Here is a 12,864-nt window from a genome sequence, read left to right as displayed (position 1 = left end):
CTGCCAGCCCTGGCCGGCCATCAGCCGCTCGATACGTTTGCGCCGACGTGGATGCCGCCGCGGCGCAGCTGCCGGTGGACCCGGTCCGCGCCGTAGGTGCAGCCTGAGGCGGTCCAGATGTCGTGGATGTTGGACAGCAGGCCACGGTCGACCAGGTCCCGGTCGCACGGCGCGGCGGCCCGGCTGCGCCAGGCGTAGTAGGTGGAGGCGGAGATCTGCAGAACTCGTAACAGGAGCGCGACCGCGAAGCGGTCCAGGTGTTCGTCGATGAAACGTCATGACCGTCGCCGGGTCGGGTCGAGCTCCAAGGCGAAATGTGCGCTCGCCGCCTTCAGGATCTCGCCCGTCGCGCGCATCACCGTCTGGCTTGTCGCGGCGGCCCGCGACGCGGGTTTGCTGCTCTACCTGGGCGGCAACGGCACGGACGTGCTGTTGCTCGCCCCGCCGTTGGTCACCATCTGACAGAGAGCTCGAGGCGATGGCCGGCGGTACGGCTCAGGCCGTCAACGCCGTCCTGAACGGTGCACCGCGATGTGATCATCGTCATGAGGTTCGGCCGAGCGGACGTACTCGGTGGGTGTCCGGCCGTAGCGGGCCTTGAACGCCCGGGTGAAGTGGCTGCCGTCCGCGAACTGCCAGCGGGCGGCGATCTCGGTGATGCTCATGCGGCGGGACGGCGAGGCGAGGGCAAGCCGCGCCTGTTCCAACCGGCGGTGGCGGATGTAGGCGGTGGCGGTCAGCTCGCCGGCGGCGGCGAACGCCCGCTGCAACGTCCGCGGGGAGACGTGCAGCTCACGCGCTAACATCGCCGCCGACAGGCTGGGATCTGTGAGCCGGCGTTCGGCGAGATCCTTGGCAGCTTGGGTGATTGCGGGAGCCAGCAGGGGTTCCGCGTCGTCGAATCGTCCCGCAGCCACGGCTTTGGCCAGCTCGATCAGGCTGCTGTGGGCGGCGTCCACGCCGGCCGGCCCGAGCTCGTTCATGGTCGCGTTGACCATGTCCGAGTGAGCTACCAGCAGTCGCACCTCGGCCGAGTCGGCCGGCCCGACGATCGCGCGGCCCCTGAGTACGGGCGCGAGGATGGCGGCCGGCAGGACGAAGATCCTCGCCGTCGTGCGCGGTGCGGTCTCGAACGTCGTCGACCGTCCTTTGGGCTGGAGGAGGAACTGCCCGGCCGACACAGCCCGCCCACCCAGGATCCATGAGCCGCACCGCACGACGAACAGCTCCACCTGATCCCCGGCATGCGGGGCGTCCGTGGTTCGCAGCGCCGACTCGTTGTGGCCGTCGATGATGGCCACGTCGTGCACTTGGGCTGCGCGGGTCTTGACTCGGTAGTTGTTGACGGTGGTCGGGCTGAAGACCGGCATCGGAAAGCTGTCGCCGATCTGCGTTCCCCAGGTATCCCGGAATGCGGCGAACCCGGTGCCTACGGGTTGGGCGGCCGTCGTGTCCAAGCGGAAGGGCCCGCGTACGCCCGTCATCGGCGGACGTATTGGTTCAAGCGCACCTGTCGCATGGGTTCAAGTGTACGCCGGTCGATCTTCCTAGGCTCGGGACCAGGAGTCCACGAGAGAGGCGAGGAGAGAGGCAAGGATGGAGTTCAATCGTTTTGCCGGCCAGGTCGCTGTGGTCACCGGAGGCGGGTCCGGGATGGGGGCAGCGATCGCCCTCCGTTTCGCCAAGGAAGGTGCGACGGTCGTCATCGCGGGGCGCGATGCCGAGAAGGTGCGCCGGACCGTCGCGCAGGCGCCAGCGGGTGGCACGATCGTCCCGCGAACGGTTGACGTCAGGGACGAGGCGGCGGTCGTTGAACTGGTCGACTGGACGGCCGCCGAGTTCGGCCGCTTGGACGTGCTCGTGAACTGCGCGGGCGTCACCGACGTCGGCCTGTTCGCCGAGCTGGACGCGCAAACCTGGCAAGACATCGTCGCCGTTAACGCCAGCGCGGTCTTCTACGCGGCCAAGGCCGCCGTACCCCACCTGAAGAGAACGAAGGGCAACGTCGTGACCATCGGCTCGTCCAACGCGCTGCGCGGCAACTACGGCCAGCCCGCGTACGGTGCCGCCAAGAGCGCCGCGGCCAGCCTCAGCGCCGCCATCGCGATCGAACACGGCGCGCACGGCGTCCGCTCGAACACGGTGCACCCCGGCGTCATTTACCCGACCGGCATGACTGGTGTCATGGCCGATATCCCCGGCGTACTCGACGCGTACTCGGCGCACATTCCCATGCGCCGACTAGGCACTCCCGACGAGGTCGCGGCCGTCGTGGCCTTCCTGGCCAGCCCCGAAGCGAGCTACGTCAACGGCGCGGCCGTCACCGTCGACGGCGGACTGAACCAGGTCATGCACCTTCCCCCGACGGTGAACCCCTGACGATCGAGGGTTCCGCTCTGTTTCGACCTGACCGTTTTGTCCCTCGTGGTGAAGGCCGAGGGGTGCACGGCGACCAGCGACAGGTTCACCCCGAGACCGGTCGCGGTTACCTCAGCAGGCAGGACCCGACCAGGACGGGCTACGCGACCTGGTCGGGATCGTGCGTGGGCTGCCCTGCGGACCGTCCACAGCGGGCGACGAGCAACGGCCCCACCCCCGGCAGGCCCGAGCAGCTCAGCCATTGCGTCGCGCCGGCCGGCCCATGGACCATCGCCCCTGCTGCACTGTCAGCGATCCGCCGACCCGGAGGCCAGGCCCTCGAGCACGTCGGCCACGCTGATCGGCCTGCGACCGGTCAGGCGCTCGACATCTCCGGTGCGCTGGTTGAGCGCTCCTTCCCTGATCGCCCGGCCGAACGAGGCCACATTTCGAGCGGCCTGCTCAGGCAGCCCGTGCGCGACAGCGTCGGCAATCCACGTCGCGTCGTCGACAGCCACCGCCGCGACCTCGACGCGCCCGACCGATGTGTACAGCGCGGCCAGGTCGGCGCCGGTCATCGCCTCAGGACCAGCGATGTCGTAAATCTTGTTCGCGTGTTCCCCACTACCGGCCAACACCGCCGCAGCGGCCGCCGCGCAGTCCTCACGGCTCACGTAGGCGCTCGCGCCGTCGCCGAAGTTGTGCACGAAGGCCCCGGCCGTCAACGGGGGCTGAGACGAGAACGATCCGACGTACTCGCTGTAGATGGCGTTACGCAGCAACACGTAGGGTACGCCGCTGCTGAGGATCGCGGCCTCAGTCGCCGCGTGATCGGGCACGACGGACGCCGGGTTGCGGCCGGAGTCCGGGTTCGGATACGAAGTGTAGGCGATCAGCTCCGCGCCGGCCGTCGTCGCGGCACCGATCGCCGCAGCGTGCCGGTCGACGCGATCGCTACCTGCGTCGATGCTGATCAGCAGGACCCGCCTCGCCCCGACGAAGGCGGCCCGCAGCGTGTCAGGACTCGCGAAGTCGCCGCAGCGGACCACCGCCCCGCGAGCTGCCAGATCCGCCAGCTTCTCCGGCGACCGTGTAACGAGGACAACGTCAGCGGGATCGACGCCGCCCGTTTCCAACAGCAGTTCGGCGGTGCGACGGCCGAGGTGCCCGGATGCGCCGGTGACAACGAGGCTCATATCATCCTTCAATTCGTAGCCAGAACTATTACGGATTAGATCGTAACAGTGTTGTCTACGGTTCCGGTAGACTGACGTCCGCCATGTCGATCAACACACAGTTCGCCCTCGGCGTCCACCTGCTCACGCTGCTGGCGGCCCTGGCGCCGGAGACCTTGTCGTCGGACGCCATGGCCGAGTCGGCCGATGCCAACCCGGTCCAGGTCCGCCGCGTCCTGGGCCGGTTCCGTCACGCCGGCCTGGTGACCTCCAAGCCCGGCGTCGGCGGCGGTTCGCAGCTCATCAAGGACCCGGCGACCATCACACTCGGCGACGTCTGGCGCATCGTGCACGGCGACGACCGTGTCCTCGGCTCCTACACAGGGGCCCCGGACTGCCCGGTGGGCCGCAGCATCGACTCCTGGGTGACCGAGATCGACCGTCGCGCTCGGCACGCCATCGAAGACGAACTGGACAAGACCACCATCGCGGAACTCGTGGATCGGGCCAACGCCGGCCCCCGTGAGGGTCTGCGCCGACCATGAGCCCCGGCGCCGACGCGGCGGCAACACACCGGCTCCAGGACTACGCGAGGCTGGCATCCTCGTAGGCCTCGGCGACCAGCCGCAGCGTGTCGATGCCGCTGCTGAGGTCGCCGACGCACGAGGAGACGGACAGCCTCCCCACGCCAGCGTCCGCGTACTGTCTGAGCCGCTCGGCGATCTGGGTCTTGTTGCCGATGATCGAGGTGCGCTCGAAGGCTTTCAGCTTTCAGATGCGCTGATCTCGTGTCGCTGGATCTGCTGCAAGGCTCAGGTGGTCGCGCTGTGCATGACAGGTGCTGTTTGTGCGTGCGCGGTGGTCGCGACGGTGCAGGCGGCGCGTACGAAAGCGGCGACGGCCGGCGAGCGCGCGTCCTGTGGCCAGGCTACGGCCAGTGTGGTGTCGGGGAGGTCGTCGACCGGCCGGTAGGCGATCCCGGGTCGCGGGTAGCGCTGAGCGACCGATTCGGGGGCGAAGAACACCACGCTGCCGGTCTCGACAAGGCTGAAGATCTCCGACAGATTTGCGGCCGGCCGCGCCGGGTTGGACGAGGACTTGTGCGCGCCTGATGGGCCCTGTTCGTGGTCGGGAAGCGGGGGGTCGTGGTGGAACCCGGCAGGCTGGCTTCGGCCCGCGGAGGATCCCCCGATGAGCTGGCGGCCGTCCAGGTCGGCCAGGCACAGGTGCGTCCGGGCGGCGAGGGGGTCGGCAGCGGCCAGGGCTGCCAGCAGGGGTTCGGTCAGCAGCGGTTCGCTGTCCAGGCCCCGGTCGTCGAACGGGTGGAGCAGCAGGGCCACGTCTGCCCGGCCGTCGCGTAGCGCTTGGGGTTGCTCGCCGAATGCACCGAGGATCAGCTGCGGTGGCAGGGCCGCGCTATCGGCGCCGTAGGCGTCGAGGATGCGCGGAAGAAGCCCACCGTCGATGTCGGCCTTGAGTGCGATCCGTAGCCGAGGCGACAAGCTGCCGGCCTGCCGGGTGCGGTGGGCGGCGGCGGTGACCGCCTCCAGAGCGGTCCGGGCGTCGCGCAGCAGAACCAGTCCTGCCGCGGTAAGGCTGACCTGCCGTGTCGTGCGTTCCAGCAGCGTCGCCCCGAGTTGCCGTTCCAGGTGTCGGATCGCGCGGGACAGCGCGGGCTGTGCCATGGCCAGCCGGTCCGCGGCCCGCCCGAAGTGCAGTTCCTCCGCGACCGCGACGAAGTACCGCAGCTGCCGCACCTCCAGATCATTCATAACTTCCAGGCTATCAAAGGTGATCGGATCGGTCCTTCACCTGCGTCCGTCACTCAGGGTTAGCTAGATTCATCAGGCGGCGGGCTTGCGATCGTCCCGCCGCCCACCGTCTCTCACGGAGGTCCCCATGATCGTCATCACCACACCGACCGGGAACATCGGCCGGCAGGTCCTGGCCCGCGTGCTGCAGAGCGGCGAAGCGGTACGTGTCGTCGCCCGCGACCCGTCCCGGCTCTCCGCGGAGGTGCACGGCCGAGCCGAGGTGGTGCAGGGGTCCCACGGTGACGCCGACGTGATCGCGAAAGCCCTCGCCGGCGCCGACAGCCTGTTCTGGCTCGTGCCCCCGCCCTCGTTCCAATCGTCGAGCAGCGCCGAGGAGTATTACCTGAACTTCACTCGCCCTCTCGTCCAGGCTGGGCCGGGCCAAGGCGTTCGCGTGGTGGGGGTTACCAGCCTCGGCCACGGCTACCCGGGCAAGGCCGGTCTGCTGTCGGCTGCGCTGGCCATGGACGCCCTGATCGAGGGCGCCGGTGTCAGCTACCGGGCAGTGGCCCTGCCGTTCTTCATGGAAAACCTGCTGCACCAGGTCCGAGACCTCAAGGGGCAGGGAAGGTTCTCGATGGCGAACACCGCCGATCGACCGCTGCTGACTGTCGCCACCCGCGACGCCGCTACGGCAGCGGCAGCGCTTCTGCTCGACTCCTCGTGGAGTGGCCAAGCCAGAGTCCCGGTCGCCAGCCCGGACACCTTGCCCCCCGACGCCATGGCCGAGGTCATCTCCGATGTTCTGGGTCGCCCGATTCGCTACCAGGAAGTTCCGGTCGCGGACTACCAGGCCACAATGCAGCAATACGGGGCGAGCCCGGCAATGGCGCTGGGCATGGCCGAGATGACCGACGCGCAGAACAACGGCATATACGACGCCGAACCCTTGAGCCCGAACTCGACTGGCGCTACCAGTTTCCGCCAGTGGTGCCAGGACACCCTCAAGCCCGCCATCGAGGCCTGACGGGCCTACGCCGGGACCCGACCGCGCCCGATCCCCGCGTCGAATCAAGGTGCGAGTTCCGGCCGAGTCGCCCGAACATGGCTCAAACCCAACTAGTAGGGCTTTGTTAGGTCTGTCGATGGTTGTTGCGGTGTAACGGTTTCACCGTCTGGTGGCAGGTGGGGCATGCGCCGGTCCAGGTTGCGAGCAGCAGTTGCAGCTCGTGGATGACCTTGTAGAGGGTCAGGCCGGCGCATCCGCTTTTGGGTCGAGTCGCAGCATGGTGATGAACAGGTGCGCGGCGGTGACGAGGGTGACGTGGCGGTGCCAGCCGGTCCAGGACCGGCCTTCGAAGTGGTCCAGGCCGAGGCCGGTCTTGAGTTCGCGGTAGTCGTGTTCGATCCGCCAGCGGATCTTGGCGTAGCGGATCAGGTCAGCGGCGGGGGTGTCGGCGGGTTGGCTGGACAGCCAGTAGGTGACCGGCTCGTCCTCGTTGTCGGGCCATTCGGCGATCAGCCACCGTTCGGGCAGGCTGCCGTCCGCGTCGCGGGGGATGCGGTGCCCGGCCGGGCGGACCCGCAGGAACACGAACCGCGAGGTGAGGGTGCCTTTACTGCCCTCGCGCCAGGAGACGGTGACCGCCGCGCCACGCCCGGCGTCCAGGACGTGCTGGGCCACGCTGATCGCGTCGTGCGAGTAGTCCGGCCGGGGAGACGCCGGCGGCCGGCCGCGCCCGGACCAGGTGCGCGCCACCGGTCTCGCCCCGGCGGGGTGGGCGAGGGTTTCGCCGTTGACCTGGACGCTGTAGACGATGCCACGTTCATCCAACGCGGACCGGAACGGGCCGCTGTCACCGTATCCGGAGTCCGAGACCACCAGCGGCGGCCGCAACCCGTGCCCGGCAAGCCCGTCGATCATCTCGATCGCCAGCGTCCACTTCGGACGATGACCCTCCTCCTGGGGCACCCCGGACTTGCGGCGTCGCTGCCGGGCCGCCTCGGTCACCGCCTCGACATCGACAGCGACAGCTGTGGCCGCAGCAGGCGCGGCGGCGCGTGGGGCGTTGCTCAACGTCTTGCGCTGCTTGGCTTTGGCTGCTTTCACCGCCGCCGGTCCGGCCTTGACGGTGTCCCACGACTCGGGCAGGAACAGCCGCCAGTCCAGCGGACACGACGCCGTGTCGGTGACCGCATGCACACTGACGCCGATCTGGCAGTTGCCGACCTTGCCGAGGGTGCCGGAGTACTGCCGGGCCACGCCGGGCGACCCGGTGCCGTCTTTCGGGAACCCGGTGTCGTCGATCGCCCACGCCACCGGTTGCACGAGGTCCACCGCCCGGGCGGCCAGCCGGGCCCGCACCGCCGCCGTGTCCCAGGTCGAGGTCGTCACAAACTGCTGCAACCCCTGATGATCCACGCCGAGCCGCTCCGCCATCGGCTGCATCGACTTGCGCCGACCGTCCAGCAACAACCCACGCAGATACGTCTCGCCCTTCACCCGCTGATCCGACCGGGCCATAGATGCGAACATCTCCGCCGCGAACGCCTCAAGGCGTTGCCGCACAACCGAAAGCTCCTCAGGGGTCACCAAGGCATGAAACTCCCGAACCGCCCGACGGACACCCACGACACGCCGACCTAACAAAGTACTACTAGGTCACGCTCGTCATGCAGAGGCGACGATGGCACTGCGGGCGGGCGAAGTCGCCTGAACCGGGAACCGCCCCGCCGCCCGGCGCGACTACCAACCGTGGGATGTGAGCAGTTCCGGGAAGCACTGTCGGCGCGGATCGACGGCGAGGACGAACCGACTTCTCCCGCCACGCTCGACGCGCACCTCCAAGGATGCGCGTCCTGCCGGCAGTGGCGGCATCAGGCCGCCTCAGTTACCCGGCTCGTGCGGGTCCAGCCCGTCGGGCACCGCACGATCGCCACGGAACGGCTGGCGGTGTACCGGCCTCGGTACCCGGTGCTGAGCAAATTCCTCAGGGTGCTGCTCGGCGCGTTCGGCGCGGTCCAGTTCGTGCTGGGTCTGGCGCAGGTGTCCTGGACCGGCGGCACGCACGAGCACGGCACCAGCTCGGGGCACCTGCTCCACGAGTCTGCGGCCTGGAACGTCGCGATCGGCGCTGGATTCGCCTGGATCGCCGCTCGCCGCAGCCGGCCGACCGACGTGCTGCCGATGCTGACCGCGTTCGTCGTGCTGCTGGTCCTGCTGAGCGCCAACGACGTCATCGCCGGGCAGGTCGGCAGCACCCGGCTGCTCAGCCATGCCGTCATGCTGGCCGGCTACGTCGTCGTGGTCATGCTGTCCCGTCTCGACCCGGGACAGCCTCCCGCGGATCGGCAGGGGCCGCCGCGGCGCTGGCGGCGGCCCGCCGTCCTGGACGAGTCGCCGCCTGCTGAGCCGGCCGGTCCGCCGTCACTCCGGCTCATCCACGGCAGCGCGAGCATCGATCGTCCCCGCCGAACAGCGGCCTGACCCGGCACGGGATCATCCGAGCAGTTCCTGGCCGATCCAGCCGCCCGGCTGGCAACCCGGCGGGATCGCGAACACTGCCGAGCCGATCGGGGTGATCCAGTCGTTGAGCAGATCCGCCTCGGCGAGGTTGCGCTGGATGGGCAGGAACTGCCGGGCGACGTCGCGCTGGTAGGCGGCGAAGATGAGCCCGGAGTCGGCGGTGCCGTCGGCGTCCGGCGGCTCGTCGTAGTTGTACGGGCGGCGGAAGATGCGTTGCCGATCGCTGAGCACATGAGCGCGGGCCGCGTGGGAGAACTCGGAGATGATCGGAAAGCCGTAAGCATTCTTCGCCGCCAGGTCGAGCGGGTCGTGCTCGGCCCGGCCGGTGAGCGGGGCGCCGTCGGACAGGCGGCGGCCCACGGCGAACTCCTTGCCGTCGGTGTCGGCGGCATCCCACGCCTCGAGTTCGGCGCGGATGCGGCGCAGGACGAGGGTGGTGCCGCCGCGCAGCCAGTCGGGGCCGCTGTCGGTCCACACAGCGCCGGCGAACACGTCCGTGCCGGGCGGCGGGTTCGCAGTGCCGTCGACCTGGCCGAGGACGTTACGCTGGGTCGCGCCGTCGTCCTGCACCCCGCGGCCGCGGCGGAAGCCGCGCTGCACCCAGCGGACCGTAGCGAAAGCCCGGGAATCCTTGACGAGCATGCGCTGAGCGTGGGCGACGGTGAGCGGGTCGTCGGCACAGATCTGCAGCAGCAGGTCGCCCTCGCACCACTGCGGCTGCAGCTTGTCGATGTCGAACGGCGGCAACTGCTGCAGCGACTCCGGGCGCTGGCCGGCCAGTCCGGCGGCGTCGAACAGCGCCGGCCCGAACCCGAACGTAACCGTGAGCCGGGCCGGGAGCACGGCGAGCTCTGGCTGGCCGTCGGCGAGCGGCGCGGTGCCCTGGGCGAGCCGGGCGGCATCGTCGGTCAGCAGCCGCATGAGCCGGACCAGCGCGGCCCGGTCGACTCCCGGTTTCAGGTCGAGGGCGACGAAGGTGGCGTGCGACTGCGCCGGCGTCTCGACGCCGGCTTGATGCTCACCGTGGAACGGCACCACCTGCGCGCCGAAGTCCACTGTGGACGCCTTCGCGGGATCGGTGCCGCCGCCGTCTCGGACTACCGCCGTCGCGGCGGCACCGGCAACGGCGCCGCCGACCGTCAGCGCGCCGCCGGTCAGCAGGGAACGCCTGCTGACCGGCCGTTGTACGCTGTCTGTCATGTCAGCCCATCGACATCGGGCTGGCGGTCGGGCTCCCCATTGGCATGCCGCTGGAGTCACCCATCCCGGGCATGTACGACTCGTTGCCGCCCGCGAAGTCCTTGCCCAGCGCGGTGAACTGCACCGTGCCGCCGTCCTTCAACGTCAGCGTGAAGGTGACCTCGTCGCCCGGCTTCACCGGGGTAGTGACGTCCATGAGCATGAGGTGGTCGCCGCCCGGCTTGAACTCGTGACTGCCCTTGGCCGGGATGACGAAGCCGCCCTCCTTGGGGCGCATGGCCATCTTCCCCTCGACCATCGTGGTCTCGTGCAGCTCCATCTTCGGCGAGGCCGTCGAGGTCGCCGACACCACGACGATGTCCTTGTCCGTGGTGTTCATCAGCGTGCCGTACGCGGCCGACATGCCCGACTGGGCGGTCTTCACCCACTGGTCCTTCATCATCAGCACCGGCTGCGCGCTGGCGCTGGCGGCCGGTGGCGCTCCAGACGGCGCTGCGGCCGGCGCGTCATCGGATCCGCACGCGGCCAATGCAAAGACAACGGCCGCACCGGTGAGCGCCAACATTGAGCGGACACGCAGCGAGCGTGACATCGAACATCCTTAGGTAGGGTGGCTACATTCACCGGGTAGTCGCCGCGCGCACAACAAGAGTTCCCTCGATCCCACCGAAGCCACCCGGATTTCGCATCGGCGGTCGCCGGGGTCAGGATGGGACGCATGCGAGTTCCTGTGAGCGTCCGCGCGATCCTGGCCGCCGCAGCGGCGGTGTTGCTGATTCCCCTCATGCCGGCCGCGCCGGCCTGGGCGCACGCCACGCTGCTGAAGACCGACCCGGCCGACGGCGCCACAGTGACCGCCGCTCCGGCCGCGGTGACGTTCACGTTCAACCAGAACGTCAAGCAGCAGTTCAGCACCATCGTGGTGACCGGCGCCGACGGCCGCTCCTACAGCGACGGCACACCGCACTCGGTCGACACGACGCTCACCCAGGCGGTCAAGCCGCTGCCGCCCGGAGAAGTACAAGTGGCCTGGCGCACCGTGTCCGCCGACGGACACCCGATCGAGGGCCGGTTCGCCTTCACCAACGCCGCACCGGCCCCATCGGCCGCCGCCTCGACCGCCGCGGCGGTGGCCGGCCCCGCCCGGGCTACGTCCGTCGCGGCGGCCACCGCCGTGGCCGGTCCGGCCGCCGGCGATGACGGTTCGACCGAGCTGCTCTGGGCCGTCGCCGGCGGTGTGGTGGTCGTCCTGCTGGCCGGCGGTATGGTCTTGTGGCGGCGGTCACGCCCCGGCCGGAGCGGGTGAGGTCGGCACCGGCGGTTTGCGCCGCAGCCTGCGGACCAGCCCGATGGCGACGTCCAGCACCAAGAATGCCAGGAGCGTGACGCCGAAGGCCGGCAGTGCCCAGCCAATCGCGGCGGTCACGAGGATGCCGGCGAGGAGCAGCGGGAGCCTGAGCCGCCGCCAGGCGCCGCGGGCGGGCGGCGGCCCGGCAAGGGCCCGGCGGTCGGTGCGCGTGGGCCGGCGTTGCCACCACATGCGGTACCCCCACGTGATGACGCACAGCAGGCCCAGCGCCAATGCGGCCAGCAGCAGCTGGTTGGCCAGGCCGAACAGGTAGCCCATGTGGGCCTGGACGCCGAGCTTGGACAGCTGCGCCAGCAGGGGCCAGTCGGCGAAGTCCGACCGGGCGGTCACCGTGCCGGCGACCGGGTCGACCGCGATCCGGTCGAGGTGGACCGGCCAGACGTTATCGGTCTGCGTCACCGTCCACGCGGCACCGGCCTCCGCCGGCGGGGCGATCTCCATCGGGCCGGTGATGCCGTTGGCCCGGGCGATGTGCAGCACCGCGTCGACCTGAGCGGGATCGCCGGCCGCGGCGACCGGCGCCTCCACGTGGTGCGGGGCCGGGGCGGCACCGCCGCCCGCGGTGTCGAGGTCCGGCTGGTGGGCGTTGAGCTTGTCCAGGGCCAGGGAGAAGTTGCCGCCGGCCCAGCGGGACCAGGTCAGGCCGGTGGCGGACAGGAACAGCAGGCCGACGACGAGCCAGATCCCGGTGGCCGCGTGGAAGCTGCGGGTGCGGCGCACGCCCTTCGCGGCGGACAGGTCGTAGAGCAGGGTGGCCTCGGTGCGGCTGCGGGTCCTGCGGGCCTCGGCGCGGCGGCGCCACTGCCGGTTGCACCACAGGATCAGCCCGCCGAGGACGAGCACCCACAGCCAGCTGGCGGCGGTCTCGGAGTACACCCGGCCGACATCGTAGAGGTGCAGGTTGCGGTGCAGGTCGTCCAGCCAGGTCATCAGCGGGGTCTCGCCGTACCAGGTGGTCAGCTGCCCGCGAATCTCACCCGTGTAGGGGTCGACGAAGACGGTGTGCTGCTGCTCCCCCAGCTCCGGCAGGCTGAACACGACCCGGGTCGTGGCGTCCGGGGCGGCGGCCGGGATCACCGTGGCGAGGCTGCCCGCGGGGTGGGCGGCGATCGCGACGGCGACCTGCTCCGACAACGGCTTGGGCAGGCCGGGTCCGGCCTGGGCGGCGTGGAACTCGGTGTCATAGACGAGCCGGTCCAGCTGCGGGCTGAACGCGAACAGCAGCCCGGTGACCGCGGCGACGGCCAGCAGCGGCGCGACCAGGATGCCGGCGTAGAAGTGCAGCCGGGTCAGCAGCGGCACGACCGACCATGACCGCGCGGCGGCGGCCGGCCGTTGCGGCAACTCCTCCGCGGATGGGGAGATGTCAGTAGCGACGGACACGGAATCCTCCGAGGGTGATTTACCGATACCGATGCGCTATCGGTGTCGGTGAATAGTCGCCGGCGGACGCGAGGAAGTTCCGTCAGACTTTTCAGCGAC

Annotated in this window: 14 protein-coding genes; 6 read left to right on the top strand and 8 right to left on the bottom strand. The window is 70.0% G+C overall.

Annotation, left to right across the window (positions count from 1 at the left end; genetic code table 11):
• Positions 1–20: 20 nt before the first annotated feature.
• Positions 21–137, bottom strand: coding sequence for an IS3 family transposase (locus ACQPXD_RS14615; protein ID WP_432843838.1), 117 nt, complete (start codon positions 135–137; stop codon positions 21–23).
• Between the two features lie 64 nt (positions 138–201).
• On the opposite strand from ACQPXD_RS14615, the gene ACQPXD_RS14610 reads away from it, so the two are divergent.
• Positions 202–462: a hypothetical protein gene (locus ACQPXD_RS14610; protein ID WP_432838636.1), complete on the top strand. Its 261-nt coding sequence runs from the start codon at positions 202–204 to the stop codon at positions 460–462.
• Positions 463–503: 41 nt separating this feature from the next.
• Here ACQPXD_RS14610 and ACQPXD_RS14605 read toward each other — a convergent pair whose 3' ends face one another.
• Positions 504–1,457: a helix-turn-helix transcriptional regulator gene (locus ACQPXD_RS14605; protein ID WP_432838634.1), complete on the bottom strand. Its 954-nt coding sequence runs from the start codon at positions 1,455–1,457 to the stop codon at positions 504–506.
• Between the two features lie 139 nt (positions 1,458–1,596).
• Between ACQPXD_RS14605 and ACQPXD_RS14600 the strand changes: the two genes are divergently transcribed.
• Complete coding sequence (locus ACQPXD_RS14600) at positions 1,597–2,379, top strand: SDR family NAD(P)-dependent oxidoreductase (protein WP_432838632.1); 783 nt, start codon at positions 1,597–1,599, stop codon at positions 2,377–2,379.
• A gap of 287 nt (positions 2,380–2,666) precedes the next feature.
• Here ACQPXD_RS14600 and ACQPXD_RS14595 read toward each other — a convergent pair whose 3' ends face one another.
• Positions 2,667–3,554, bottom strand: a complete 888-nt coding sequence (locus tag ACQPXD_RS14595) for an NAD(P)H-binding protein (protein ID WP_432838630.1) — start codon at positions 3,552–3,554, stop codon at positions 2,667–2,669.
• A gap of 83 nt (positions 3,555–3,637) precedes the next feature.
• On the opposite strand from ACQPXD_RS14595, the gene ACQPXD_RS14590 reads away from it, so the two are divergent.
• Positions 3,638–4,078 carry an Rrf2 family transcriptional regulator gene (locus ACQPXD_RS14590; protein WP_432838628.1) on the top strand — a complete coding sequence of 147 codons (441 nt, stop codon included), beginning with the start codon at positions 3,638–3,640 and terminating at the stop codon, positions 4,076–4,078.
• A gap of 267 nt (positions 4,079–4,345) precedes the next feature.
• Here the strand turns inward: ACQPXD_RS14590 and ACQPXD_RS14585 are convergent, their stop codons facing one another.
• Positions 4,346–5,305 (bottom strand): LysR family transcriptional regulator, encoded by a 960-nt coding sequence (locus tag ACQPXD_RS14585; RefSeq protein ID WP_432838626.1) that lies wholly within the window; start codon positions 5,303–5,305, stop codon positions 4,346–4,348.
• 127 nt (positions 5,306–5,432) lie between these two features.
• Between ACQPXD_RS14585 and ACQPXD_RS14580 the strand changes: the two genes are divergently transcribed.
• Entirely contained in the window at positions 5,433–6,314 is an 882-nt protein-coding gene (locus tag ACQPXD_RS14580) for an NmrA family NAD(P)-binding protein (RefSeq protein ID WP_432838624.1), read from the top strand.
• A gap of 222 nt (positions 6,315–6,536) precedes the next feature.
• On the opposite strand, the gene ACQPXD_RS14575 is transcribed toward ACQPXD_RS14580, so the two are convergent.
• Positions 6,537–7,880, bottom strand: a complete 1,344-nt coding sequence (locus ACQPXD_RS14575) for an IS701 family transposase (protein ID WP_432838622.1) — start codon at positions 7,878–7,880, stop codon at positions 6,537–6,539.
• A 162-nt stretch (positions 7,881–8,042) separates the two neighbouring features.
• On the opposite strand from ACQPXD_RS14575, the gene ACQPXD_RS14570 reads away from it, so the two are divergent.
• Positions 8,043–8,774, top strand: coding sequence for a zf-HC2 domain-containing protein (locus ACQPXD_RS14570; RefSeq protein ID WP_432838620.1), 732 nt, complete (start codon positions 8,043–8,045; stop codon positions 8,772–8,774).
• A gap of 12 nt (positions 8,775–8,786) precedes the next feature.
• Here ACQPXD_RS14570 and ACQPXD_RS14565 read toward each other — a convergent pair whose 3' ends face one another.
• The gene (locus tag ACQPXD_RS14565; RefSeq protein WP_432838618.1) at positions 8,787–10,013 is read right to left on the bottom strand and encodes a Dyp-type peroxidase; all 1,227 of its coding nucleotides are present in this window, start codon (positions 10,011–10,013) and stop codon (positions 8,787–8,789) included.
• 1 nt (position 10,014) lies between these two features.
• Positions 10,015–10,605 carry a copper chaperone PCu(A)C gene (locus ACQPXD_RS14560; protein WP_432838616.1) on the bottom strand — a complete coding sequence of 197 codons (591 nt, stop codon included), beginning with the start codon at positions 10,603–10,605 and terminating at the stop codon, positions 10,015–10,017.
• 126 nt (positions 10,606–10,731) lie between these two features.
• On the opposite strand from ACQPXD_RS14560, the gene ACQPXD_RS14555 reads away from it, so the two are divergent.
• Positions 10,732–11,319, top strand: a complete 588-nt coding sequence (locus ACQPXD_RS14555) for a copper resistance CopC family protein (RefSeq protein ID WP_432838614.1) — start codon at positions 10,732–10,734, stop codon at positions 11,317–11,319.
• On the opposite strand, the gene ACQPXD_RS14550 is transcribed toward ACQPXD_RS14555, so the two are convergent.
• The gene (locus ACQPXD_RS14550) at positions 11,296–12,765 is read right to left on the bottom strand and encodes a PepSY-associated TM helix domain-containing protein (protein ID WP_432838612.1); all 1,470 of its coding nucleotides are present in this window, start codon (positions 12,763–12,765) and stop codon (positions 11,296–11,298) included. The two genes, ACQPXD_RS14555 and ACQPXD_RS14550, sit on opposite strands and share 24 nt — an antisense overlap.
• Positions 12,766–12,864: the final 99 nt, after the last annotated feature.

It is taken from the genome of Dactylosporangium sp. CA-092794, assembly GCF_050948465.1.
Taxonomy (GTDB): domain Bacteria; phylum Actinomycetota; class Actinomycetes; order Mycobacteriales; family Micromonosporaceae; genus Dactylosporangium.
This window is presented reverse-complemented; position numbering and strand designations above follow the sequence as displayed.